General features: G+C 72.5%; 21 protein-coding genes. 14 read left to right on the forward strand and 7 right to left on the reverse strand.

Going from position 1 to position 22,620, the window contains the following annotated elements; genetic code table 11:
• Positions 1-30 precede the first annotated feature (30 nt).
• The 3 genes from ACWCRJ_RS07550 (at position 31) to ACWCRJ_RS07560 (ending at position 1,432) form a co-directional block, all read left to right on the forward strand.
• Positions 31-243 carry an acyl-CoA carboxylase epsilon subunit gene (locus tag ACWCRJ_RS07550; RefSeq protein WP_450938431.1) on the forward strand — a complete coding sequence of 71 codons (213 nt, stop codon included), beginning with the start codon at positions 31-33 and terminating at the stop codon, positions 241-243.
• Positions 244-315: 72 nt separating this feature from the next.
• On the forward strand, positions 316-444 hold the full coding sequence (mmpB, locus tag ACWCRJ_RS07555) for a morphogenic membrane protein MmpB (protein WP_334659489.1): 129 nt from the start codon (positions 316-318) through the stop codon (positions 442-444).
• Between the two features lie 367 nt (positions 445-811).
• Positions 812-1,432: a nucleoside triphosphate pyrophosphatase gene (locus ACWCRJ_RS07560; protein ID WP_450938432.1), complete on the forward strand. Its 621-nt coding sequence runs from the start codon at positions 812-814 to the stop codon at positions 1,430-1,432.
• 70 nt (positions 1,433-1,502) lie between these two features.
• On the opposite strand, the gene ACWCRJ_RS07565 is transcribed toward ACWCRJ_RS07560, so the two are convergent.
• Entirely contained in the window at positions 1,503-2,024 is a 522-nt protein-coding gene (locus tag ACWCRJ_RS07565) for a hypothetical protein (RefSeq protein ID WP_450938433.1), read from the reverse strand.
• Between the two features lie 392 nt (positions 2,025-2,416).
• Between ACWCRJ_RS07565 and ACWCRJ_RS07570 the strand changes: the two genes are divergently transcribed.
• Both ACWCRJ_RS07570 and ACWCRJ_RS07575 read left to right on the forward strand, forming a co-directional pair.
• Positions 2,417-4,189 carry an acetyl/propionyl/methylcrotonyl-CoA carboxylase subunit alpha gene (locus ACWCRJ_RS07570; RefSeq protein WP_450938434.1) on the forward strand — a complete coding sequence of 591 codons (1,773 nt, stop codon included), beginning with the start codon at positions 2,417-2,419 and terminating at the stop codon, positions 4,187-4,189.
• Between the two features lie 209 nt (positions 4,190-4,398).
• On the forward strand, positions 4,399-4,965 hold the full coding sequence (locus tag ACWCRJ_RS07575; RefSeq protein ID WP_450938435.1) for a TetR/AcrR family transcriptional regulator: 567 nt from the start codon (positions 4,399-4,401) through the stop codon (positions 4,963-4,965).
• A gap of 263 nt (positions 4,966-5,228) precedes the next feature.
• Here the strand turns inward: ACWCRJ_RS07575 and ACWCRJ_RS07580 are convergent, their stop codons facing one another.
• A complete protein-coding gene (locus ACWCRJ_RS07580) occupies positions 5,229-6,233 on the reverse strand; it encodes a DeoR/GlpR family DNA-binding transcription regulator (RefSeq protein WP_450938436.1) in 1,005 nt (334 codons plus the stop codon).
• A gap of 134 nt (positions 6,234-6,367) precedes the next feature.
• Positions 6,368-7,813: an NAD(P)H-quinone dehydrogenase gene (locus tag ACWCRJ_RS07585; RefSeq protein WP_450938666.1), complete on the reverse strand. Its 1,446-nt coding sequence runs from the start codon at positions 7,811-7,813 to the stop codon at positions 6,368-6,370.
• A 169-nt stretch (positions 7,814-7,982) separates the two neighbouring features.
• Between ACWCRJ_RS07585 and ACWCRJ_RS07590 the strand changes: the two genes are divergently transcribed.
• The 3 genes from ACWCRJ_RS07590 (at position 7,983) to ACWCRJ_RS07600 (ending at position 11,190) form a co-directional block, all read left to right on the forward strand.
• Positions 7,983-8,420: a gamma-glutamylcyclotransferase gene (locus tag ACWCRJ_RS07590; protein WP_045562870.1), complete on the forward strand. Its 438-nt coding sequence runs from the start codon at positions 7,983-7,985 to the stop codon at positions 8,418-8,420.
• A 129-nt stretch (positions 8,421-8,549) separates the two neighbouring features.
• On the forward strand, positions 8,550-9,374 hold the full coding sequence (locus ACWCRJ_RS07595; RefSeq protein ID WP_450938437.1) for a purine-nucleoside phosphorylase: 825 nt from the start codon (positions 8,550-8,552) through the stop codon (positions 9,372-9,374).
• 184 nt (positions 9,375-9,558) lie between these two features.
• Positions 9,559-11,190: a phospho-sugar mutase gene (locus tag ACWCRJ_RS07600; protein ID WP_450938667.1), complete on the forward strand. Its 1,632-nt coding sequence runs from the start codon at positions 9,559-9,561 to the stop codon at positions 11,188-11,190.
• Between the two features lie 84 nt (positions 11,191-11,274).
• Here ACWCRJ_RS07600 and ACWCRJ_RS07605 read toward each other — a convergent pair whose 3' ends face one another.
• Both ACWCRJ_RS07605 and ACWCRJ_RS07610 read right to left on the reverse strand, forming a co-directional pair.
• On the reverse strand, positions 11,275-13,089 hold the full coding sequence (locus tag ACWCRJ_RS07605) for a hypothetical protein (protein ID WP_450938438.1): 1,815 nt from the start codon (positions 13,087-13,089) through the stop codon (positions 11,275-11,277).
• Positions 13,090-13,471: 382 nt separating this feature from the next.
• Positions 13,472-14,221 (reverse strand): PH domain-containing protein, encoded by a 750-nt coding sequence (locus ACWCRJ_RS07610; RefSeq protein ID WP_450938439.1) that lies wholly within the window; start codon positions 14,219-14,221, stop codon positions 13,472-13,474.
• Positions 14,222-14,468: 247 nt separating this feature from the next.
• On the opposite strand from ACWCRJ_RS07610, the gene deoC reads away from it, so the two are divergent.
• From deoC to ACWCRJ_RS07625, 3 genes are read left to right on the forward strand one after another with little or no spacing between them, the layout of a single operon-like run.
• Positions 14,469-15,422, forward strand: a complete 954-nt coding sequence (deoC, locus tag ACWCRJ_RS07615) for a deoxyribose-phosphate aldolase (protein ID WP_450938668.1) — start codon at positions 14,469-14,471, stop codon at positions 15,420-15,422.
• A gap of 5 nt (positions 15,423-15,427) precedes the next feature.
• On the forward strand, positions 15,428-16,864 hold the full coding sequence (locus ACWCRJ_RS07620) for an aldehyde dehydrogenase family protein (protein WP_450938440.1): 1,437 nt from the start codon (positions 15,428-15,430) through the stop codon (positions 16,862-16,864).
• Positions 16,857-17,744, forward strand: coding sequence for an aldehyde dehydrogenase family protein (locus ACWCRJ_RS07625; protein ID WP_450938441.1), 888 nt, complete (start codon positions 16,857-16,859; stop codon positions 17,742-17,744). Before ACWCRJ_RS07620 ends, ACWCRJ_RS07625 begins: the two co-directional genes overlap by 8 nt.
• 88 nt (positions 17,745-17,832) lie before the next feature.
• On the opposite strand, the gene ACWCRJ_RS07630 is transcribed toward ACWCRJ_RS07625, so the two are convergent.
• The gene (locus ACWCRJ_RS07630; protein WP_450938442.1) at positions 17,833-18,246 is read right to left on the reverse strand and encodes a hypothetical protein; all 414 of its coding nucleotides are present in this window, start codon (positions 18,244-18,246) and stop codon (positions 17,833-17,835) included.
• Positions 18,247-18,389: 143 nt separating this feature from the next.
• On the opposite strand from ACWCRJ_RS07630, the gene ACWCRJ_RS07635 reads away from it, so the two are divergent.
• Entirely contained in the window at positions 18,390-19,019 is a 630-nt protein-coding gene (locus ACWCRJ_RS07635) for a uridine kinase family protein (protein ID WP_450938443.1), read from the forward strand.
• Between the two features lie 229 nt (positions 19,020-19,248).
• On the opposite strand, the gene ACWCRJ_RS07640 is transcribed toward ACWCRJ_RS07635, so the two are convergent.
• Positions 19,249-20,016, reverse strand: coding sequence for a SigE family RNA polymerase sigma factor (locus tag ACWCRJ_RS07640; protein WP_450938444.1), 768 nt, complete (start codon positions 20,014-20,016; stop codon positions 19,249-19,251).
• A 305-nt stretch (positions 20,017-20,321) separates the two neighbouring features.
• Between ACWCRJ_RS07640 and afsQ1 the strand changes: the two genes are divergently transcribed.
• Positions 20,322-20,999 carry a two-component system response regulator AfsQ1 gene (gene afsQ1 / locus ACWCRJ_RS07645; RefSeq protein WP_013001223.1) on the forward strand — a complete coding sequence of 226 codons (678 nt, stop codon included), beginning with the start codon at positions 20,322-20,324 and terminating at the stop codon, positions 20,997-20,999.
• On the forward strand, positions 20,996-22,597 hold the full coding sequence (locus ACWCRJ_RS07650; RefSeq protein WP_450938445.1) for an ATP-binding protein: 1,602 nt from the start codon (positions 20,996-20,998) through the stop codon (positions 22,595-22,597). The genes afsQ1 and ACWCRJ_RS07650 overlap by 4 nt, the downstream gene beginning before the upstream one ends.
• Positions 22,598-22,620: the final 23 nt, after the last annotated feature.

The following is a 22,620-nucleotide window of genomic DNA, read 5'->3' on the forward strand; positions in this document are numbered from 1 at the left end:
ATCCCCCTCTGAACCCCCACGGGAGCCGACATGACCATCAAGGTCGTCCGGGGAAACCCCACCCCCGAGGAACTCGCCGCCGCACTCGCCGTCGTACGCGCCCGCACCGCAGCAGCAGCGGCGGCGCAGCAGCCCGGCGTGCCCGCCCCCCGCGACTCCTGGGCCGACCCGTCCCGCATCGCCGCCCACCGCCTCCCGGCCCCGGGCCCCTCGACCTGGAGCCGGACCTACTGGCCGGGCTGAGCGGAACCTCCCCTACCGACTTGAGTACGCGTACTCAGGCGCCGGGCCCCCCGGGCGACGCACCATCGCAGCATGCTCTGGTCCGACCCTGAGAACGAGCCGCCGAAGGAACTGCGCGACACGCAGGCCATGCTTCGGCGGCTCGGCGTCCTCATGGCCTTCGCCATGCTCCTGGCGATGCTGGTCCTGGGCCTCCGCTGAGATCCACGTACGGCGATCAGGCGGGCGCGCCCCGCACGCAGGACCTGCCGCGTACGGCGCGAAGGGGGCGTGCCGGGAGGTGTCCGCCCGCAGCGGTTGACTCGTCAACGCCCCGCGCCTCGAAGCCGACCGATTCCGCGCCGTTCCGAGGACGGACACCCCCCGGCGCGCACCCGACCCACCCACCGCACGAAGCGCGCTCCCGCCCACCGAGCCGAACGCGCCCCACTCTCCACTCAGTGCACCAGGTACCGCGCGCCAGGCAACCGCACCACACCCAGCGCACCAGACAAGCGCGCACCACCCCACCGCATCAACGCGCCCCGGCCCACCCCCCGGACGCACCCCCGCCGATACCCTGGCGCCCATGACCGACCACCAGCCCCGCCGCCTCGTCCTCGCCTCCCAGTCCCCCGCCCGGCTCAACCTCCTCCGCCAGGCCGGCCTCACCCCCGAGGTGATCGTCAGCGGCGTCGACGAGGACGCCGTCAGCGCCCCCACCCCCGCCGACCTCGCGCTCGCGCTCGCCGAGGCCAAGGCCTCCGTGGTGGCCGCGAAGCCCGAGGTCAAGGGCGCCCTGGTGGTCGGCTGCGACTCGGTCCTCGACCTGGACGGCCAGGCCCTCGGCAAGCCTGCCGACGCCGAGGAGGCCACCGCCCGCTGGAAGTCGATGCGCGGCCGCGCCGGCACGCTCCAGACCGGCCACTGCGTCTACGACACCGCCACCGGCCGCCACGCCTCCGCGACCGCCTCCACGGTCGTCCACTTCGGCGACCCCACCGACGACGAGATCGCCGCGTACGTCGCCTCGGGCGAACCCCTCCACGTGGCGGGCGCGTTCACCCTCGACGGCCGCTCGGCCCCGTTCATCGAGGGCATCGACGGCGACCACGGCAACGTCATCGGGCTCAGCCTGCCCCTGCTCCGGCGTCTGCTGGCCCAACTGGGCGTAGGCATCACGGAGCTGTGGACCCCCCGCGAGAACTGAACACGCGGGGATCGCGCCGAACCGTCACAAGGTGGGAGCCGGTCCCGTCACAAGGTGAGCGCCGGTCCCGTCAAGAGGCGCCGGGCGCCGCAGGAGCGACCGGCTCCGACCCACCGGCACCACCCACTCCAGCCGACCCCTTCGCCCCACCGGACCCGTCCGCCCCACCGGCTCCACCCGACACGGCGTCAGCGCTCCCGTCCTGCCGGTCGTACGTCATCAGCGTGAGCAGCACGAGCCCCAGCACGACCATCATGAACGCGAACGCGCCCCACCCGACCAGCCCCACCGTGAGCGCGCCGAGCAGCCCGTGCACGACGGCCACGCTGATGAGCAGGATCCTGCCGAGCCCGGCGGCGGGCCGGTTGCGCACCCCGACGAGCAGGGCGACCACACCGCAGAGGACGAAGTAGAGGCCGAAGACGACACCCCCGGCCTTCGTGGAGAGGGACATCGCGTCCGGATCCAGCCCGGCGAGGGACATCTTCTGCCGGTCGACGACCGTGCCGAGGAACCACTGCAGCCCGGCGATTCCGAGCCCTTCCGCGAACAGCACGAACGCCGTGACCACCGCCACCGGTCTGCGGATCACCGCCCCCACCCACTTCCACTCTCGTCCTGCTGCTCTCAGCGCCTCGCGGACCCATGTCGTCACCCCATGCAGGCGTTCGAGACATCGCGAACGCTACTAACGGGTAAACCCCGGGACAAGGGTTCTCACGAGAGCAAAGAATCGTTGGGCCATTAGTAGGGACTCCACAAAGAAACCCAACCGGCCGCAGCGCGGCCGCACAGAGACCTTGACCACATCAGAGGGCTAGGGTTTCCGCATGGAGACCTGCGCAATGCTGTGCGACAAGGGATTTCGCAGGTTGAGTGAGCCTCGTTTCACGCTCCGTGTGGGCAAGCTCACCATTGTGGACGGGTCGAAACGCCGTGTCGGCAGTCCCTAAACTCGGCTTGTTTCAAGGAGAGGGAGCCATCGTGCGCAAGGTGTTGATCGCCAACCGAGGCGAAATCGCTGTCCGCGTCGCCCGGGCGTGCCGGGACGCCGGGATCGCGAGCGTGGCCGTGTACGCCGATCCGGACCGGGACGCGCTGCATGTGCGGGCCGCGGACGAGGCGTTCGCCCTGGGCGGTGACACGCCGGCGACCAGCTACCTGGACATGGGCAAGGTCCTCCAGGCGGCGAAGGACGCCGAAGCCGACGCGGTCCACCCCGGCTACGGCTTCCTCTCGGAGAACGCGGAGTTCGCCCAGGCGGTCCTGGACGCGGGCCTGATCTGGATCGGTCCGCCCCCGCAGGCGATCCGCGACCTGGGTGACAAGGTGGCGGCCCGGCACATCGCCCAGCGCGCCGGTGCGCCGCTGGTCGCGGGCACGCCCGATCCCGTCTCGGGGGCCGAGGAGGTCGTGGCGTTCGCCCGGGAGCACGGTCTGCCGATCGCGATCAAGGCGGCCTTCGGTGGCGGCGGGCGTGGCCTGAAGGTCGCCCGCACCCTGGAGGAGGTCCCGGAGCTGTACGACTCCGCCGTCCGCGAGGCCGTGGCCGCGTTCGGGCGGGGCGAGTGCTTCGTGGAGCGCTACCTCGACAAGCCCCGCCACGTGGAGACGCAGTGCCTGGCCGACTCCCACGGCAACGTGGTCGTGGTCTCCACCCGTGACTGCTCGCTGCAGCGCCGCCACCAGAAGCTCGTCGAGGAGGCCCCGGCCCCCTTCCTGTCCGAGGCGCAGAACGAGCAGCTGTACGCGGCGTCGAAGGCGATCCTGAAGGAGGCCGGCTACGTCGGCGCCGGCACGGTGGAGTTCCTGGTGGGCCTGGACGGCACGATCTCCTTCCTGGAGGTCAACACCCGCCTCCAGGTCGAGCACCCGGTCACCGAGGAGGTCACCGGTATCGACCTGGTCCGCGAGATGTTCCGCATCGCCGACGGCGAGGCCCTCGGCTACGACGACCCGCCGCTGCGTGGCCACTCCTTCGAGTTCCGCATCAACGGCGAGGACCCGGGCCGGGGCTTCCTGCCCGCCCCCGGCACCGTCACCACCTTCACCGCGCCCACCGGCCCCGGCGTCCGCCTGGACGCGGGCGTGGAGTCCGGCAGCGTGATCGGCCCGGCCTGGGACTCCCTGCTGGCCAAGCTGATCGTCACCGGCGCCACCCGTCAGCAGGCCCTGCAGCGCGCCGCCCGCGCCCTGGACGAGTTCACCGTCGAGGGCATGGCCACCGCGATCCCCTTCCACCGCGCGGTGGTCAGGGACCCGGCGTTCGGCCCCGAGCTGACCGGCTCCGCGGACCCGTTCACGGTCCACACCCGCTGGATCGAGACCGAGTTCGTCAACGACATCAAGCCCTTCGCGGCCCCGGCCGACACCGAGGCCGAGGACGACACCGACCGCGAGACGATCGTCGTCGAGGTCGGCGGCAAGCGCCTGGAGGTCTCCCTCCCGGCCGCCCTGGGCATGACCCTGGCCCGCACCGGTCTGGCGGCCGGTGCCAAGCCCAAGCGCCGCGCGGCGAAGAAGTCCGGCCCGGCGGCCTCCGGAGACACCCTCGCCTCCCCGATGCAGGGCACCATCGTCAAGGTCGCCGTCGAGGAGGGCCAGGAGGTCAAGGAAGGCGACCTGATCGTCGTCCTGGAGGCCATGAAGATGGAACAGCCTCTCAACGCCCACCGCTCCGGCACCGTCAAGGGCCTCTCCGCGGACGTCGGCGCCTCCATCACCTCCGGCGCCGCCATCTGCGAGATCAAGGACTGATCCGGCGCCACGCGAACAGCCGCGTCCCCGCGCCCCTCAGAGGGGCGCGGGGAACCGCGCGACCAGTCACGCAGAACCGGCACCCGCGCAACTCCCGCGCTCACCCGAGCTCTTAGGCTGAACATCCCCCAGCGCAGAGAGCAGGTGGAACCACCGTGAGCCCCACCCCGGCCCGAGCTTCGGCGGGGACTCCCGCAGGGACCCGCCCGATGCGGGCCGACGCCCGCCGCAACCGCGACCGCCTGCTCACGGAGGCCCGTCTCGCCTTCGCGGCCCACGGGACGTCCGCCTCGCTGGAGGACATCGCCCGCCGCGCGGACGTGGGCATCGGCACCCTGTACCGCCACTTCCCCAACCGCCAGGCCCTCCTCGGCGCGGTCTTCGAGGAAGCCGTCGGCGACCTGCTGGCCCGGGCGCGCGAGCAGCTCGACGCGGCCCAGCCCTGCACCGCACTCGTCTCCTGGCTGCGCGACATCATCACCCATGCGGGCGAATACCGAGGTCTGGCCCAGGCCCTGATGACGGTTTCGTACGCGGACTCCCGCGCCGCGGACGAGAACACCTCGGACCTGGCGCGGTGCTGCGCCCCCATCCGGGAGGCGGGCACCGCCCTGCTCCGGCGGGCGCAACGGGCCCGCACGGTGCGCGAGGACGTGTCGATCGGTGACCTGCTCCAGCTCACCCACGCGATCGCGCTGGCGGCCGAGGAGACCCCGGACGACCCGGACCTGGCCGACCGCCTGCTGACGCTGACCCTGCGCGGCCTGAAACCCTGACGGTCGTACGGCCCCTGCGACCCGCCGCCCGGCGCCGAAGCGGCGCAGGGAGAGCGGCGCGACGGGGCGTCGCCACCGGACCGTTCGAGAGGCCCGCCGGACGACGCGCGGCATCACCCGGAGGTAGGCGGGACCCGCCTCCGACGACCACGCGGTGCCATGCGCGCGTACGGCAGGCACGACGTACACGCGGTGCTACGGCAGTGCGCGTACGGCAGGCGCAACGTACACGCGGTGCGACGGCAGCGCGCGTACGGCGGGCCCTACCGGCGCCGCAGGTCCGCGACCCGGGCCGCCCTCTCCCGCTCCCGTTCACCGGCCGGCGGCTGGTCCCCCAGGACCGTGGCGGTGCGCAACTGCGGCGCGGTGCCGTGGACCTGGTTGCGGCGAGGACCCGGGAGGGGCACGTCCCGGCGCGAGGGGCGCGCCGGGACGGGGTCGCCGCCGGCACCGCCGCCCGCCGCTCCGGCCACGGAGATCTGCACACCCTGATCGGCCAGGGCCTGCAGCTCGGTGACCGCGCGGTCGTCATGGCCGGGCGGGTCGTCGGTGACCAGCCGGGTGACCACATCGGTCGGCACCGTCTGGAACATCGTGTCGGTGCCGAGCTTGGTGTGATCGGCGAGGACGACGACCTCGGCGGCGGCCTGGACCAGCGCGCGGTCGACCGAGGCCGACAGCATGTTGGACGTGGACAGGCCGCGCTCGGCGGTCAGTCCGCTCCCGGAGAGGAAGGCCTTGGAGACGCGCAGCCCTTGGAGGGACTGCTCGGCGCCGGAGCCGACCAGGGCGTAGTTGGAACCGCGCAGGGTGCCGCCGGTCATCACGACCTCCACACGGTTGGCATGGGCCAGCGCCTGGGCCACCAACAGGGAGTTGGTGACGACGGTCAGCCCGGGGACCCGCGCGAGCCGGCGTGCCAGCTCCTGCGTGGTGGTCCCCGCCCCGACCACGATGGCCTCGCCCTCTTCGACGAAGCTCGCGGCGAGGTCGGCGATGGCCGTCTTCTCGGCGGTCGCGAGATGAGATTTCTGCGGAAAGCCGGACTCTCGCGTGAACCCGCCCGGCAATACCGCACCGCCGTGTCGGCGGTCGAGGAGTCCTTCTGCCTCCAGAGCGCGCACGTCCCGCCGTACGGTCACTTCGGAGGTCTGGACGACGCGGGCGAGCTCACGGAGCGACACGGCTCCATTGGCCCGCACCATTTCGAGGATCAATTGACGACGTTCTGCAGCGAACACGAAACTGACAGTAACGCCAACGACCATCTGCTTTCAGCAGTTTGCGCCGAATAGCAGAAGTTGTTCGCAGGGTGGGGCGAGAAGTGATATAGGGGCCATCCGGGACGGAAAGTGTCAAGCAGGCCGCCCGGCGACCTGCCCGACGACTGCCGGACGACCTGTCAGACGCCGCCGGCCTTGCGCGTGTGGAGCTGGCGGGCCACCTCGGCGATCGAACCCGACAGGGACGGGTACACGGTGAAGGCGTTCGCGATCTGTTCGACGGTCAGGTTGTTGTCGACCGCGATCGAGATGGGGTGGATCAGCTCCGAGGCACGCGGGGCGACCACGACACCGCCAACGACGATACCGGTGCCCGGGCGGCAGAAGATCTTGACGAAGCCGTCCCGGATGCCCTGCATCTTGGCGCGCGGGTTGCGCAGCAGCGGCAGTTTCACCCCGACGGCCTCGATGACCCCGGTGTCCAGGTCGGCCTGGGTGTAGCCGACGGTGGCGATCTCGGGGTCGGTGAAGACGTTGGACGAGACGGTCTTCAGGTTCAGCGGGGCCACCGCGTCGCCGAGGAAGTGGTACATGGCGATACGGCCCTGCATGGCGGCCACGGAGGCGAGCGCGAAGACACCGGTCACGTCACCGGCGGCGTACACGCCGGGCGCACTCGTCCGGGAGACCTTGTCGGTCCAGATGTGCCCGGAGTCCTTGACCTTGACCCCGGCCTCCTCCAGGCCCATGCCCGCGCTGTTGGGGATGGCGCCGACGGCCATCAGACAGTGCGAGCCGCTGATGACCCGCCCGTCCGCGAGCGTCACCTCGACCCGGTCGCCCACCCGTTTGGCGGACTGGGCCCGGGAGCGCGCCATGACGTTCATACCGCGGCGCCGGAACACGTCCTCCAGGACGGCGGCGGCGTCCGGGTCCTCGCCCGGCAGGACGCGGTCGCGGCTGGAGACGAGCGTGACGCGGGACCCCAGCGCCTGGTACGCGCCGGCGAACTCGGCACCGGTGACACCGGACCCGACGACGATCAGTTCCTCGGGAAGTTCGTCGAGGTCGTAGACCTGCGTCCAGTTGAGGATGCGCTCGCCGTCGGGCTGCGCGTCGGGCACCTCGCGCGGATGGGCGCCGGTGGCGATGAGCACGGCGTCGGCGGTGAGCGTCTCCTCGGACCCGTCGGCGGCGCGCACCACGACCTTGCGCGACCCGTCGAGATCCTGCTGCCCCTGGAGCCGGCCGCGCCCTCGCATCACCCGCGCACCGGCGCGCGTCACGGACGCCGTGATGTCGTGCGACTGCGCCAGCGCGAGCCGCTTCACGCGCCGGTTGACCTTGCCGAGGTCGACCCCGACGACACGCGCGGGCGTGTCGATGTACGGAGTGTCGTCGGCGACGATGATCCCCAGCTCCTCGTAGGAGGAGTCGAAGGTGGTCATCACCTCGGCCGTCGCGATGAGGGTCTTCGACGGCACGCAGTCGGTCAGCACCGACGCCCCGCCCAGACCGTCGCAGTCCACGACGGTCACCTCCGCGCCGAGCTGCGCGGCCACCAGCGCCGCCTCATAGCCGCCGGGTCCGCCACCGATGATCACGATCCGAGTCACATGCCCTATTGTCCCGCACGAGCGCGGGTGGCACGCCCCCGGGGTGCAGGGCGCCCCGCAAGGGGCGCGAGGAACTGCGCGACCAGCCACAACTCACCCGCACCCGCAGAACAACAGGCACCCCCCACCCCATCAGTCGCCCGGCGCCCCGAGCGGAACGCTCCCGTACCCTCTCCCCATGTCGCTCTACGCCGCCTACGCCGGCAACCTGGACTCGCGTCTGATGTCCCGCCGCGCCCCCCACTCCCCGCTGCGCGCAACCGGCTGGCTGAACGACTGGCGGCTGACCTTCGGCGGCGAGCACATGGGCTGGGAGGGCGCGCTGGCCACGGTCGTGGAGGCGCCGCGCTCCCAGGTCTTCGTGGCGCTGTACGACATCGCCCCCATGGACGAGGACGCGATGGACCGCTGGGTCGGCGTCGGCCTGGACATATACCGCCGGATGCGGGTCCGCGTCCACACCCTGGACGGCGAGGAGCCGGCCTGGGTCTACGTCCTCAACGGCTACGAGGGCGGGCTTCCCTCGGCCCGCTACCTGGGCGAGGTGGCGGACGCGGCGGAGTCGGCGGGCGCACCCCACGACTACGTGATGGAACTGCGCAAACGCCCCTGCTGAGCGAGTGGCCGAGGGGCGCGGAGCCGGTCCCCGCGCCCGGTCTCGCCGTTGGAAACGACAAGGCAACGATCCCGATCCGGAGCGCCTCGTCATCTACGCGCGTAGGCCCAAACCGGATACCCTCGTCGCGTGAACGCATCTCTTCTTCCGGACGACATCCAGGGCGACCCGTACGCCGCCGCCGACGCCGCTGCCGCGCGCCTGCGCGAGCTGACGGGCGCCGAGACCCACGACGTCGCGCTTGTGATGGGCTCCGGCTGGGCCCCGGCCGTGGACGCGCTCGGCGCCCCCGAGGCCGAGTTCCAGGTCACCGAGCTGCCCGGCTTCCCGCCGCCGGCGGTCGAGGGCCACGGCGGCAAGGTCCGCTCGTACCGGATCGGCGGCAAGCGGGCGCTCGTCTTCCTGGGCCGCACCCACTACTACGAGGGCCGCGGTGTCGCCGCGGTGGCGCACGGCGTCCGTACCGCCGTCGCCGCCGGGGTGAAGACGATCGTCCTCACCAACGGCTGCGGCGGTCTGCGCGAGGGCATGCGTCCCGGCCAGCCGGTCCTGATCAGCGACCACCTCAACCTGACGGCGACGTCGCCGATCGTCGGCGCGAACTTCGTCGACCTCACGGACCTGTACTCCCCGCGCCTGCGCGCCCTGTGCAAGGAGATCGACCCCTCGCTGGAGGAGGGCGTCTACGCGCAGTTCACGGGCCCCCACTACGAGACCCCGGCGGAGATCCGGATGGCCCGTGTGATCGGCGCGGACCTGGTCGGCATGTCCACGGTCCTGGAGGCCATCGCCGCGCGCGAGGCCGGTGCCGAGATCCTGGGCATCTCGCTGGTGACCAACCTGGCGGCCGGCATGACGGGTGAGCCCCTGAACCACGAAGAGGTTCTCCAGGCGGGCCGCGACTCGGCGACCCGGATGGGCGCGCTGCTGACGCGGGTACTGAACCGGCTGTAGCCCGGGGCTCCGCGAGGCGACGCGCTCTCCGGCCGCGGGCCCGGTGGGCGTTCCTCCCTGGAAAGCACGGGGCGCGGCCCCTGCTTTTCGGGGGCGCGGCCCCTGGGGACGGGACGCGGTCAGGGGCCGCGGGGGCGAGCACAATCGAAGCGACACACGAACCAGGAACGAGAGGTTGACCCCCGTGCACGACGACCTGATCGCCCGCGCCAAGGCGTGGCTGGCCGAGGATCCCGACCCGGACACCCGGGACGAACTCGGCGGGCTGATCGACGCGGCGGACACGGCGGAGCTGACCGCCCGTTTCTCCGGCACCCTCCAGTTCGGCACCGCGGGCCTGCGCGGCGAACTCGGCGCCGGCCCCATGCGCATGAACCGCTCGGTCGTCATCCGCGCCGCCGCGGGCCTCGCCGCGTACCTGAACAAGCAGGGCGCGGGCGGCGGCCTCGTCGTCATCGGCTACGACGCCCGGCACAAGTCCGCCGACTTCGCGCGTGACACGGCCGCCGTGATGACCGGCGCGGGCCTGCGCGCGGCCGTCCTCCCCCGCCCCCTGCCCACGCCCGTCCTGGCCTTCGCCATAAGGCACCTGGGCGCGGTCGCCGGCGTGGAGGTCACGGCCAGTCACAACCCGCCCCGCGACAACGGCTACAAGGTCTACCTGGGCGACGGCTCCCAGATCGTGCCCCCGGCCGACGCCGGGATCGCGGCCGAGATCGACGCCGTACGGTCCCTGGACGACGTCCCTCGCCCCGACGCCGGCTGGGAGACCCTCGACGACGGCGTCCTGGACGCGTACCTGGCTCGTACGGACGCGGTCCTCTCGCCCGGTTCCCCCCGCACCGCCCGCACGGTCTACACGGCGATGCACGGTGTCGGAAAGGACACCCTGCTGGCGGCGTTCGCCCGCGCGGGCTTCCCGGAGCCCGTCCTGGTCGCCGAGCAGGCGGACCCGGACCCGGAGTTCCCGACGGTCGCCTTCCCCAACCCGGAGGAGCCCGGCGCGATGGACCTCGCCTTCGCGAAGGCCCGCGAGACGGACCCCGACCTGATCGTCGCGAACGACCCGGACGCCGACCGCTGCGCCGCGGCGGTCCCGGACGGCGCCGACTGGCGGATGCTGCGCGGCGACGAGGTGGGCGCGCTCCTCGCCGCCCACCTGGTCGCGCGCGGCGTCCAGGGCGCCTTCGCCGAGTCGATCGTCTCCTCCTCGCTCCTCGGCCGTATCGCCGAGAAGGCGGGCCTGCCCTACGAGGAGACCCTCACCGGCTTCAAGTGGATCGCCCGCGTCGAGGGTTTGCGCTACGGCTACGAGGAGGCCCTCGGCTACTGCGTCGACCCCGAGGGCGTCCGGGACAAGGACGGCATCACGGCGGCCCTCCTCATCACGGAACTCGCCTCGCGGCTGAAGGAGGAGGGCCGCACCCTCCTCGACCTGCTGGACGACCTCGCCGTCGAGCACGGCCTGCACGCCACCGACCAGCTCTCGGTCCGCGTCGAGGATCTGTCGGTCATCGCCCGCGCCATGGAGCGGCTCCGTGAGCGGCCCCCGACCGCCCTCGCGGGCCTCGCCGTCACCACGGCCGAGGACCTCACCCGGGGCACCGACAGCCTCCCGCCCACGGACGGCCTGCGGTACACCCTCGACGGCGCCCGCGTGATCGTCCGCCCGAGCGGGACCGAGCCCAAGCTGAAATGCTACCTGGAGGTCGTGGTGCCGGTGGCCGACCACGCCGGTCTCCCGGCGGCCCGCGCGAAGGCGACCGACCTGCTGGCCGGGATCAAGCGGGACCTGTCGGCGGCGGCGGGCATCTGACCGCCCGCGTGTGACGGGGCCCCGGCTGGATCACCGGCCGGGGCCCCGGGCCGCTCGGACCGGCGATCCGGCCGCGCCACCGCCCTACGGCACCAGCACCAGCACCGCCACCCACGCCGCGGCCAGCACCACGCCCAGCGGCCACAGGGGCATCCCCCGGCCCCGGTACTCCCCTTCGGGCCGCAGCTCGGGCTCCCGCCACATGGCGGTGATCTCGGCCGCGGTCCGCTCGTAAGGGTGGACCAGGCGCAGCTTCCGCTCCAGCCGGCGCAAGCGTTCCGACCGGACGGACCAGGGCGTGAACGACTCCTGGCGGCTGTCCACCGTCAGTACCGCGCCGGCGCACCGGACCGTCATGAGGTCGTCCCACTCGATGTGCCGGTCCCGGCGCCAGCCGCTCAGCCAGAGGCCCGCGCGGTCGGCGGTGATGCGCCAGGCCAGCTGCTGGGGCAGCGTCAGGACGCCGACGAGGCCGACCAGACCGCCGAGGACGGGCCACACCAGGCCGTGCGCGTACAGCCCGACGGCCGCGACCACGACGATCGTCAGGAGAGCGGCGGCCCCGTCGGCCCACCCCGCCCGCCAGCGCCGCACGGGTACCTGCTCCTCACCCAGCCGCTGCCTGCTCCGGGCGGCGGCGGTGGCCCGCAGCTCCTCGTGGACGGTGCTCCGCCTGGCCCTGGCCCGCTGTGCGGCTTCCCGGCGCCGCACGGCGCGGGCGGACAGGGGGCGCACCGGGCCGCTGGACGACTCGACGACCAGTTCCGTCGGCGCACCGCTCCCGGCCGTGTCCGCGCCGTCCTGCTCCTCCGGCCTCCGCTCCTCCGGCTTCCGCAGGTCCGGCGGCCCCTGGGACCCGTCCGGCTCCTCGGGCGCGTCCGGCTTCTCCACCGCGCTGACGATCACGATCTCGGCGCCCTCGTGGGGCGGCCCGTACAGCACGGCCTCGCGCAGGGGGCCGGGCTGCTCGTCGTCATCGTCGGCGTCCTCGATCGCGTCGAGGAGTTCGTCCCGCTCGTCCCGCTCCGCGGCTCCCTCGGACGCGTCGTCCTCCTCGGACTCCTCCTCGCCGTCGCCGTACCACTCCTCGGCCGCGACGGTGAACAGCGGCCGCCGTGCCTCCACGTCGTCGGCGGCGAAGACCTCGGCGTCCCCGTCGGCGCCGTCACGCACGAGCACCCGCAGCACCGGCACGGGAGCACGTCGCAGCGCGGCGGCCCGGCGGCGTCCCAGCCACCCGGAGAGCAGCGCGGTGAGCCCCCAGCCGACGACGAACCAGCCGACGAGCGTGACCCCGTCCCGGTCGGTGGCGACGTCCCGGCCGGAGGCGAGGGTGAGCAGTCCCGCGCCGAGCAGGGCCAGAAGGAGCCCGGCCCCCATGAGGAACCGGCCGCGCCGCACCGGCCCCGCCCCGTCCGGCACGGTGGCGGTCGCACCCTCGGCGGCCGCCACGGCCCACTGCCGCTGCAGCCCGCGCTTGCTCAGCCGGATCTCGGCGGCGGCCCAGGTGAAGGTCAGGGCGGTGAGGCCCAGCAGGGTCGGCACGTCGTGCGATCCCCCGCGCCAGGCCAGCACGAGCATGAGCAGGGGCGCCGAGAACCGTACGACCTCGGGCCTGACCAGGGTCCACACCAGTTGCAGGGGGACCAGGACGGCGAGGGCCGCGGGGATCTCCGCGAAGTTCGCCAGCCAGAAGCCGATGACGAGGCCGCCCGGGACCACGGCGAGCAGGTGCAGGGGGCGGGTCCGGGCCGGCACCCACACGGGCGGCCGGGTCCGGGCCCATGCCTCCAGCTTCTCCCCGCTCCAGGCGCCGCAGCCCTCGGGCACGGCGGTCGGGGGCAGCGGGCGCGGCACGGTGGGCCCGGCCTGCGGCCGGGGCTCAAGGTTCGTGGTCATCGGTTCGTGGACACTCCGGCCGCCGTCGTGGATACGCCGTTCGTCGCGCGCGATCCGACGCGATCCGGGTGGGACCAAGCTGTGAAGGCGGGACGCACGGGCACGTTCCGGACCAACCCACCCGGATCTGCCGGGCGTTGGACCGTCGCGCGCTTCCCGGACATCGCGTCCGGCGCGTTTCCAGCCACCATAGAACAGATGCCTGAAGCCGATCCGGGAAGCCTCCGGCCCCGGGTGCCCGCACGCCCTGCGGACACCTCCCGGGACGAGCGCGTCCCGGGCCGAGACCAGGGGGTGGAGTCGGCCGCGGCGGCACCGGCCGCCGCCTTCCACGGGCTGCCGGAAATCCGGCCCCGGCCGGACTTCCGGCCCCGCGGGCCGGTCACCCGATCGCGATCAGCACCAGCAGCAGCACGGCCCCCGCCACCGCGGGCGCCATGACCTCCCAGGCCCACCGCACGCTCGGCTCGCCCTGCGACCCGAGCGCCTTCGCCCGTGCCTCGCACAGCTCCCGCAGATCGGCCATGACCTGGTCGGTCTCCGCCCGGACGGGCCGCCCGGCCGGGGCTGCCCGGCCCGCGCTCCCGCCCTTGGCCGCCCGGTGCGCCTCCCGGGCCTGATGCCGGGCGGCCTTCTTCCGGCCGCGCAGCGAGACGGGGATCGCCCAGAGCTGGTACTTGGCGCCTCCCTGGTCGATCACCTCGTTGGTGTAACCGGAGCGCAGGGACACGACGCTCGCCCACGGCAGCTCGATCACCCGGAACGGATTGCGCACCCGCAGCCGGTCGTCGCCCGCGAACACGGCCGGGCGCACCGAGAAGGCGACCACCAGGGGGACGGCCACCAGCATGGACGCGAGTGCCAGCCAGGGCGTGCGCCCCTCCCCCGACACCACCGCGTCCCCGCCGAGCCACGCGAACAGCCCGAGCAGCAGCGCTCCGCCCATCAGCCCGGCGGGCGACCGGTAGACCCGGTCCTTGTACGCGGGCTTGGCGGGCTTCGACGCGGGTGCCGCCGCCGTCGCCGGAACCTGCTCGGCCTTCGGGGTCTCCGAAGCCGTGCCGGCCTCCGCGCGCCTGCGAGCCGCCGAGGTGTGCTCCGGCTCGGGCGACGATTGATCCGAGGTGCTCATACGTCCGATTCTGCCCGACGCCCCGGAGGAACTGTTCGCAGCCCACCCGGCCCGCCCCCGCGCTGGAGCGACCCGCCCCCGAGCGGAAACGGCGAACCGCGCCACCGGCCGACCGCCGCCCGCGCCTCGCCCCGCGGCCCGCCCCGACCGCCCAGCACACCGCGCGCGCGGTGCGAGCCGCGGACGCCCGCAAACAATCCGGGGGCTGTACACCTGCTACGCGCGTAGATATGCTCGTCTGGTGACCATGTCCACAGCTGCACCCCACGCTCTCGCCGACGTCACCGCGTCCGACAGCACGCTGCGCCGCTTCCTCCACGGGCTGCCCGGCGTCGACCCGGTCGGCCTGGAGGCGCGTGCCGCCTCGCTCGGCACCCGTTCCATCAAGACGACCGCCAAGGCGTACGCCATCGACCTGGCCATCTCCATGGTCGATCTGACGACCCTGGAAGGCGCCGACACCGCGGGCAAGGTCCGGTCCCTCGGCGCCAAGGCCGTCCTCCCCGACCCGGGCGACCGCACGGCCCCCGCCACGGCCGCGGTCTGTGTCTATCCGGACATGGTCCCCACCGCCAAGGCGGCCGTCGCCGGCTCCACCGTCAAGGTCGCCTCCGTCGCCACCGCCTTCCCGGCCGGGCGCGCCGCCCTCGCCGTGAAGCTTGCCGACGTCCACGAGGCCGTCGCCGCCGGAGCCGACGAGATCGACATGGTCATCGACCGCGGCGCGTTCCTCGCGGGGAACTACCTCAAGGTCCACGACGAGATCACCGCCGTGAAGGAGGCCTGCGGCTCCTCGGCCCGTCTGAAGGTCATCTTCGAGACCGGCGAACTCTCCACATACGACAACATCCGCCGTGCCAGCTGGCTCGGCATGCTCGCGGGCGCGGACTTCATCAAGACCTCGACCGGCAAGGTCGCGGTGAACGCCACCCCCGCCAACACCCTCCTCATGCTGGAGGCCGTCCGCGACTTCCGCGCCCAGACCGGCGTCCAGATCGGTGTGAAACCCGCCGGCGGCATCCGCACCACCAAGGACGCGATCAAGTTCCTCGTCCTGGTCAACGAGACCGCGGGCGAGGACTGGCTGGACAACCACTGGTTCCGCTTCGGCGCGTCCTCGCTCCTCAACGACCTGCTGATGCAGCGCCAGAAGCTGGCCACCGGCCGCTACTCCGGCCCCGACTACGTGACGGTGGACTGATCCCCATGGCTTCCGCATTCGACTACGCACCGGCCCCCGAGTCCCGGGCGGTCGTGGACATCGCCCCCTCCTACGGCCTGTTCATCGACGGCGAGTTCACCGAGGCCGCCGACGGCAAGGTCTTCAAGACGGTCAGCCCCTCCTCCGAGGAGGTCCTCTCCGAGATCGCCCGCGCGGGCGAGGCGGACGTGGACCGCGCGGTGGCGGCGGCCCGCAAGGCGTTCGAGAAGTGGTCCGCGCTGCCCGGCTCGGAGCGTGCGAAGTACCTCTTCCGCATCGCCCGCATCATCCAGGAGCGCAGCCGCGAACTGGCCGTCCTGGAGACCCTGGACAACGGCAAGCCCATCAAGGAGACGCGCGACGCCGACCTCCCCCTGGTCGCCGCGCACTTCTTCTACTACGCCGGCTGGGCCGACAAGCTCGACCACGCGGGCTTCGGCGCCAACCCGCGTCCCCTCGGCGTGGCGGGCCAGGTCATCCCCTGGAACTTCCCGCTCCTGATGCTGGCGTGGAAGATCGCCCCCGCGCTCGCGACGGGCAACACGGTCGTGCTGAAGCCGGCCGAGACCACTCCCCTGTCGGCGCTGTTCTTCGCGGACGTCTGCCGCCAGGCGGGCCTGCCGAAGGGTGTCGTCAACATCCTCCCCGGCTACGGCGACGCGGGCGCGGCCCTGGTCGCGCACCCGGACGTCAACAAGGTCGCCTTCACGGGCTCCACGGCGGTCGGCAAGCAGATCGCGCGGACGGTCGCGGGCAGCCGCAAGAAGCTGACGCTCGAACTGGGCGGCAAGGGCGCGAACATCGTCTTCGACGACGCCCCCATCGACCAGGCCGTCGAGGGCATCGTGACCGGCATCTTCTTCAACCAGGGCCAGGTCTGCTGCGCGGGCAGCCGCCTGCTGGTCCAGGAGTCGATCCAGGACGAGCTGCTCGACTCCCTGAAGCGCCGTCTGTCGACGCTGCGCCTCGGCGACCCGCTCGACAAGAACACGGACATCGGGGCGATCAACTCCGAGGAGCAGCTCACCCGGATCACCTCGCTCGTCGAGCGCGGCGAGGCCGAGGGCGCCGAACGCTGGTCCCCCGCCTGCGAACTCCCCTCCGCGGGCTACTGGTTCGCCCCGACGCTGTTCACCAACGTCAGCCAGGCGCACACCATCGCGCGGGACGAGATCTTCGGCCCGGTCCTGTCCGTCCTCACCTTCCGCACCCCGGACGAGGCCGTCGCCAAGGCCAACAACACCCAGTACGGCCTCTCGGCGGGCATCTGGACCGAGAAGGGCTCCCGGATCCTGGCCGTCGCGAACAAGCTGCGCGCGGGTGTCGTCTGGTCCAACACGTTCAACAAGTTCGACCCGACGTCGCCGTTCGGCGGCTACAAGGAGTCGGGCTTCGGCCGCGAGGGCGGCCGCCACGGCCTGGAGGCGTACCTCGATGTCTGACCGCCTGTCTGTTTTCAAGACCTACAAGCTGTACGTCGGCGGGAAGTTCCCGCGTTCCGAGAGCGGCCGGGTGTACGAGGTGACCGACGCAAAGGGCAAGTGGCTGGCGAACGCGCCGCTCTCCTCCCGCAAGGACGCCCGTGACGCGGTCGTCGCCGCCCGCAAGGCCTTCGGCGGCTGGTCCGGCGCGACGGCGTACAACCGGGGCCAGGTCCTCTACCGCGTCGCCGAGATGCTGGAGGGCCGCAAGGGTCAGTTCGTGCACGAGGTCGGCGACGCCGAGGGCCTGTCGAAGTCGAAGGCCGCCGCCCTGGTGGAGGCGACCATCGACCGCTGGGTCTGGTACGCGGGCTGGACCGACAAGATCGCCCAGGTGGTCGGTGGCGGAAACCCGGTGGCCGGCCCGTACTTCAACCTCTCCTCCCCCGAACCGACAGGCGTGGTGACGGTCCTGGCCCCGCAGGAGTCGAGCTTCCTGGGCCTGGTCTCCGTCCTGGCCCCGGTGATCGCGACCGGCAACACGGCGGTCGTGATCGCGAGCGAGCGGTCCCCTCTCCCGGCGCTGTCGCTCGGCGAGGTGCTGGCCACCTCCGACGTCCCCGGCGGTGTCGTCAACGTCCTCTCCGGCCGTACGGCGGAGATCGCGGCGCCCCTCGCCGCCCACCAGGACGTCAACGCGATCGATCTGGCGGGCGCGGACGACGTCCTGGCGAAGGAGCTGGAGATCGCCGCGGCCGACAACCTCAAGCGCGTCCTGCGTCCACAGCCTGTGGACGACTGGTCGGCCACGCCCGGCCTCGACCGCATGACCGCGTTCCTGGAGACCAAGACGGTCTGGCACCCCACGGGGTCGCTGGGCGCCTCGGGCTCCGCGTACTGACCCGGAGCGCGGGCAGCCGCGGGGCCCTCGGGACGGCACTGACCGTCCGGGGCCGGCCGCGCGGCTCCCCGCGCTCCTCACGGGCGGCTCAGCGCAACCCGCCCACCACCTGCCCCAGCACCGGAATGCTCCCGATCGACGGCGCCTGCGCCACCGGCCCGGTCAGGGCCGTCGACGTCAGCGGCTGGAAGTCGGCCAGCTGGGTGCCCACGCCGTTGTCGAGCGGGTCGACCCCGGTGCCCGCCAGCGGGTTGGGCTTGAGTCCCGCGACCGGCCCGGTGACGTACCCGAGCGTGCCGGTCAGGGCCTGCAGACCCGCCTGCGGGTCGACCTGGCCGAGTGAGGTGGGCCGGGTGCGCAGCACGTCGACGACCGGGGCGGCGCCGTCCGCCGCGGCGGCCGTACCGGCGCCCGCGCCGAGGGCGAGCCCCGCGGTGGTGACGGCCAGCAACGCGCGCCGCGCGGAGGCGTTCTGGGAAGCCGGGAGTGAGAGTCGAGCCATCGGTGGTGCCACCTTCTCCTGTGCCGCTTTGTCCATGCGGAAAGTAATCATAGAGACACATACGGTAGTTGAGGTGTGATGTGCGCTCCAAGGGCGACCCGCCGACTCGGCGGGAGCCGCGTGATGCCTCACACTGGACTCTCGTGAGTGCGCATCCCCCGATACCGACCCGGGTCGTCCTGCTGTCCGGCCCGTCCGGCTCAGGCAAGTCCCTCCTCGCCGCCCGCTCCGGCCTGCCCGTGCTGCGGCTGGACGACTTCTACAAGGAGGGTGACGACCCGACGCTGCCGCAGGTCGCGGGCAGTACGGACATCGACTGGGACCACCCGCTGTCGTGGGACGCGGACACCGCCGTCGCGGCGATCGAGGAGCTGTGCCGCACGGGCCGTACGACCGTCCCCGCCTACGACATCTCGCTCAGCGCGCGGACCGGCGCGGAGGCCCTGGACGTCGGGCGGACGCCGGTGTTCATCGCCGAGGGCATCTTCGCCGCCGAGATCGTCGGGCGCTGCCGCGAACTGGGCCTGCTGGCGGACGCGCTGTGCCTGACCCGTGGTGCGGTGACGACGTTCCGCCGCCGCTTCCTGCGCGATCTGCGCGAGGGCCGCAAGTCGGTGCCGTTCCTGCTGCGGCGCGGCTGGCGGCTGATGCGGCTGGAGCGCTCGATCGTGACCCGCCAGACGGAGTTGGGCGCCCATCCGTGCGACAGGGACGAGGCGCTGGGGCGTCTGGCGGCGGCCACCGCGGCCCACGGCGCGAGGGCGACAGCCTGAGGGCGGACCCGAAGCGGACATGAAAACGGGACTGGACGGACCCCCCGGCCCTCCAGTCCCGCTTCCCCCGTGCCCCCCGTGTTCCCCCGTTGCACCGTCGTGGTCCCCCCGGACCCCGCCGGTCACCCCCCGGCCGTCACGCCGGCGCTCCCCCGCGCCACCGTGACGTCCCTCGCCTCCCCCGTGCTCCCCCCGCTTCTCCCCCGTCCCCCGTTCCCCCCGCAGACCTTCAGGCGACAAGCTCCCCGAAGGACTCCTCCTCGTCACGGCCGAAGCTGAGGACCTCGTCCTCGCGCATCCGGCGGAGCGACCGCCAGATGCTCGACTTCACCGTGCCGACACTGATGTCGAGGATCTCCGCGATCTCCGGGTCGGTGCGGCCCTCGTAGTAACGAAGGACCAGCATCGTCCGCTGGAGTTCGGGGAGCCGGGCGAGCGCCTGCCACAGGACGGCGCGCAGTTCGGTGCCGCGCATCGCGTCCGTGTCGCCGGCCGTCTCCGGCAGCTCCTCGGTCGGGTACTCGTTCAGCTTGCGGCGGCGCCACGCGCTGATGTGCAGATTGGTCATGGTGCGGCGGAGGTAGCCCCCGACCGCGGCCTTGTCACTGATCCGGTCCCAGGCCCGGTAGGTCGAGAACAGCGCGCTCTGCAGCAGGTCCTCGGCCTCGAAGCGGTCACCGGTCAGGTGGTAGGCGGTCGCGTACAGGGAGGCACGACGCTCCTGGACGTAGGCGGTGAACTCCGCCTCCGACACAGACCGGCGCTCCCCCGTGTCCTCCCCGTACGCGGCCCCCGTCGCCCCCGTTCCCCCGTGGGCGACCCCCGTGGTGCTTCCCCCCACATGCGTGTCAACCACCGACATGTACGTGGTGTGCTGACGCCCGGTGCCGCGAGCGCACCCCCGCCCGCTCACGGCACCGGACTTCTCCGTGTTCCGGACGACGTCGTGGAGACGCGTGACAACTGCGCCAGTGCTGTTGCCGTGCAGCGTGTTCATCTCGCGCCCCCCGTCGTGGAGTTCCGGTTGTGGTGCTGTGCTGTGGTTCTTCGTGCTCCCCGGCTCCGCCCCTTGGTGCTGTCGGGCGGCGTTTCCTTGCCTGTGCCGAGAAGATTGCCCGTTCACCTTCATGGCCGTGTCCGCCGACTGTCACAGAGCTGTCACAGGGGTCCGGCCCAGCCGGGGCACAGGTTGATCACAGAGAAGAGTCGTACGGCTACGCGAACGGCACGATCGTGTGCGGGTGTGGGGTGGGAGCGCTCCAACGGTCGATTCGGCGCCATGCCATGGGCCAGAATGAGCCCGTGCCTTCCCTGTTGCTGATCGAGGACGACGACGCCATCCGCACGGCCCTGGAGCTCTCACTGACGCGCCAGGGGCACCGTGTCGCCACCGCCGCCACCGGCGAGGATGGCCTCAAGCTGCTGCGCGAACAGCGGCCTGATCTGATCGTTTTGGACGTGATGCTGCCTGGAATCGACGGCTTCGAGGTGTGCCGGCGGATCCGGCGCACCGACCAGCTGCCGATCATCCTGCTGACGGCGCGCAGCGACGACATCGACGTCGTGGTGGGCCTGGAGTCGGGCGCGGACGACTACGTGGTCAAGCCCGTGCAGGGGCGGGTGCTGGACGCCCGTATCCGCGCGGTGCTGCGACGCGGCGAGCGCGAGGCCAACGACGCGGCGACCTTCGGCTCCCTCGTGATCGACCGCGCGGCGATGACCGTGACGAAGAACGGCGAGGACCTCCAGCTGACGCCCACCGAGCTGCGGCTGCTGCTGGAGCTGAGCCGCCGCCCCGGACAGGCGCTGTCGCGGCAGCAGTTGTTGCGTCTGGTGTGGGAGCACGACTACCTGGGCGACTCCCGCCTGGTGGACGCGTGTGTGCAGCGGCTGCGCGCCAAGGTCGAGGACGTGCCGTCGTCGCCGACCCTGATCCGTACCGTGCGCGGCGTGGGCTACCGGTTGGACACGCCTCAGTGACGAAGGCTTCAGGGGGGATCCGCGGCTGGGCCGCGGCTCGCAGGAAAGTGCAGTCCCGGATCCGTTTCACCAGCCTGCGGCTGCGGCTGGTGGTCGTCTTCGGTCTGGTGGCGCTCACGGCCGCCGTGTCGGCGTCCGGCATCGCGTACTGGCTCAACCGCGAGGCCGTGCAGACCCGCGCGCAGGACGCGGCGCTCAACGACTTCGAGCGCGAGATGCAGAGCCATGTGAGCACGTTGCGCCCGAACCCGACGCAGGACCAACTGCGCCTCGCCGCACGGAAGATGGCGGACGGCGGCGAGCGTTCCAGCGTGCTGCTGGTCGCCGAGAACGCCGACGGCCGGACGGTCTCGGGGTCCTCGACCGACAACGCGCTCGACGGGTTCTCGCTGGACGACGTGCCGGCGTCCCTGCAGAAGGCCGTCGACAAGCGGCAGAAGCTCACGTCGGGCAACAAGCACGCGTACCACGTGTACTGGCAGCGGGTCATCGACGGCGACACCCCGTATCTGGTGGGCGGCGCCAAGATGATCGGCGGCGGGCCGACCGGGTACATGCGCAAGTCGCTCGCGGAGGAGGCGAAGGACCTCAACTCGCTGGCCTGGTCGCTCGGAATCGCCACCGGCCTGTCACTGATCGGCTCGGCGCTGCTCGCGCAGGCCGCCGCGACGACCGTGCTGAAGCCGGTGCAGCGCCTCGGTGTCGCCGCCCGGCGGCTCGGCGAGGGCAAGCTCGACACCCGGCTGCGCGTCTCGGGCACGGACGAACTGGCCGACCTCTCCCGGACGTTCAACCTCGCGGCGGAGTCGCTTGAGAAGAAGGTCGACGACATGAGCGCCCGCGAGGAGGCGTCCAGACGCTTCGTCGCCGACATGTCGCACGAACTCCGGACACCGCTGACGGCGATCACCGCCGTCACGGAGGTCCTGGAGGAGGAACTGGACGCCGACACCGGCAGCCTCGACCCCATGATCGAACCGGCGGTCCGGCTCGTCGTCAGCGAGACCCGGCGCCTGAACGACCTGGTCGAGAACCTGATGGAGGTCACCCGCTTCGACGCGGGCACGGCCCGTCTCGTCCTCGACGACGTGGACATCGCCGACCAGATCACCGCCTGCATCGACGCCCGCGCCTGGCTGGACGCGGTGGACCTGGACGCCGAGCGCGGCATCATCGTCAACCTCGACCCGCGCCGCCTCGACGTGATCCTGGCGAACCTGATCGGCAACGCGCTCAAGCACGGCGGTTCGCCGGTGCGTGTCTCGGTGCGCGCGGGCGACAAGAGCGACGCGGACCTGCTGATCGAGGTACGGGACCACGGCCCCGGCATCCCCGAGGACGTCCTCCCGCACGTCTTCGACCGCTTCTACAAGGCGAGCGCCTCCCGCCCCCGCTCCGAGGGCAGCGGCCTCGGCCTGTCCATCGCCCTGGAGAACGCCCACATCCACGGCGGCGGCATCACCGCCGCCAACTCCCCCGAGGGCGGCGCGGTCTTCACCCTCCGCCTGCCCCGCGACGCGGCCTCGCTGATCGAGGACGAGCGGGACGGCGAGCAGGCCGACGGCGGCCCGCAGGGCACCGAGGGGGCCGGCCAGTGACGATACGAGCCACCCGGCGACGG

This window comes from Streptomyces sp. NPDC002324, from assembly GCF_053593335.1.

Excerpts from the sequence above, each read along its gene's own strand:
- ACWCRJ_RS07550 (WP_450938431.1), top strand. The coding sequence starts at position 31 with ATGACCATCAAGGTCGTCCGGGGAAACCCCACCCCCGAGGAACTCGCC.
- mmpB (WP_334659489.1), top strand. The coding sequence starts at position 316 with ATGCTCTGGTCCGACCCTGAGAACGAGCCGCCGAAGGAACTGCGCGAC.
- ACWCRJ_RS07560 (WP_450938432.1), top strand. The coding sequence starts at position 812 with ATGACCGACCACCAGCCCCGCCGCCTCGTCCTCGCCTCCCAGTCCCCC.
- ACWCRJ_RS07575 (WP_450938435.1), top strand. The coding sequence starts at position 4,399 with ATGCGGGCCGACGCCCGCCGCAACCGCGACCGCCTGCTCACGGAGGCC.
- ACWCRJ_RS07580 (WP_450938436.1), bottom strand. The coding sequence starts at position 6,233 with ATGGTCGTTGGCGTTACTGTCAGTTTCGTGTTCGCTGCAGAACGTCGT.
- ACWCRJ_RS07590 (WP_045562870.1), top strand. The coding sequence starts at position 7,983 with ATGTCGCTCTACGCCGCCTACGCCGGCAACCTGGACTCGCGTCTGATG.
- ACWCRJ_RS07605 (WP_450938438.1), bottom strand. The coding sequence starts at position 13,089 with ATGACCACGAACCTTGAGCCCCGGCCGCAGGCCGGGCCCACCGTGCCG.
- ACWCRJ_RS07610 (WP_450938439.1), bottom strand. The coding sequence starts at position 14,221 with ATGAGCACCTCGGATCAATCGTCGCCCGAGCCGGAGCACACCTCGGCG.
- deoC (WP_450938668.1), top strand. The coding sequence starts at position 14,469 with ATGTCCACAGCTGCACCCCACGCTCTCGCCGACGTCACCGCGTCCGAC.
- ACWCRJ_RS07620 (WP_450938440.1), top strand. The coding sequence starts at position 15,428 with ATGGCTTCCGCATTCGACTACGCACCGGCCCCCGAGTCCCGGGCGGTC.
- ACWCRJ_RS07625 (WP_450938441.1), top strand. The coding sequence starts at position 16,857 with ATGTCTGACCGCCTGTCTGTTTTCAAGACCTACAAGCTGTACGTCGGC.
- ACWCRJ_RS07630 (WP_450938442.1), bottom strand. The coding sequence starts at position 18,246 with ATGGCTCGACTCTCACTCCCGGCTTCCCAGAACGCCTCCGCGCGGCGC.
- ACWCRJ_RS07640 (WP_450938444.1), bottom strand. The coding sequence starts at position 20,016 with ATGAACACGCTGCACGGCAACAGCACTGGCGCAGTTGTCACGCGTCTC.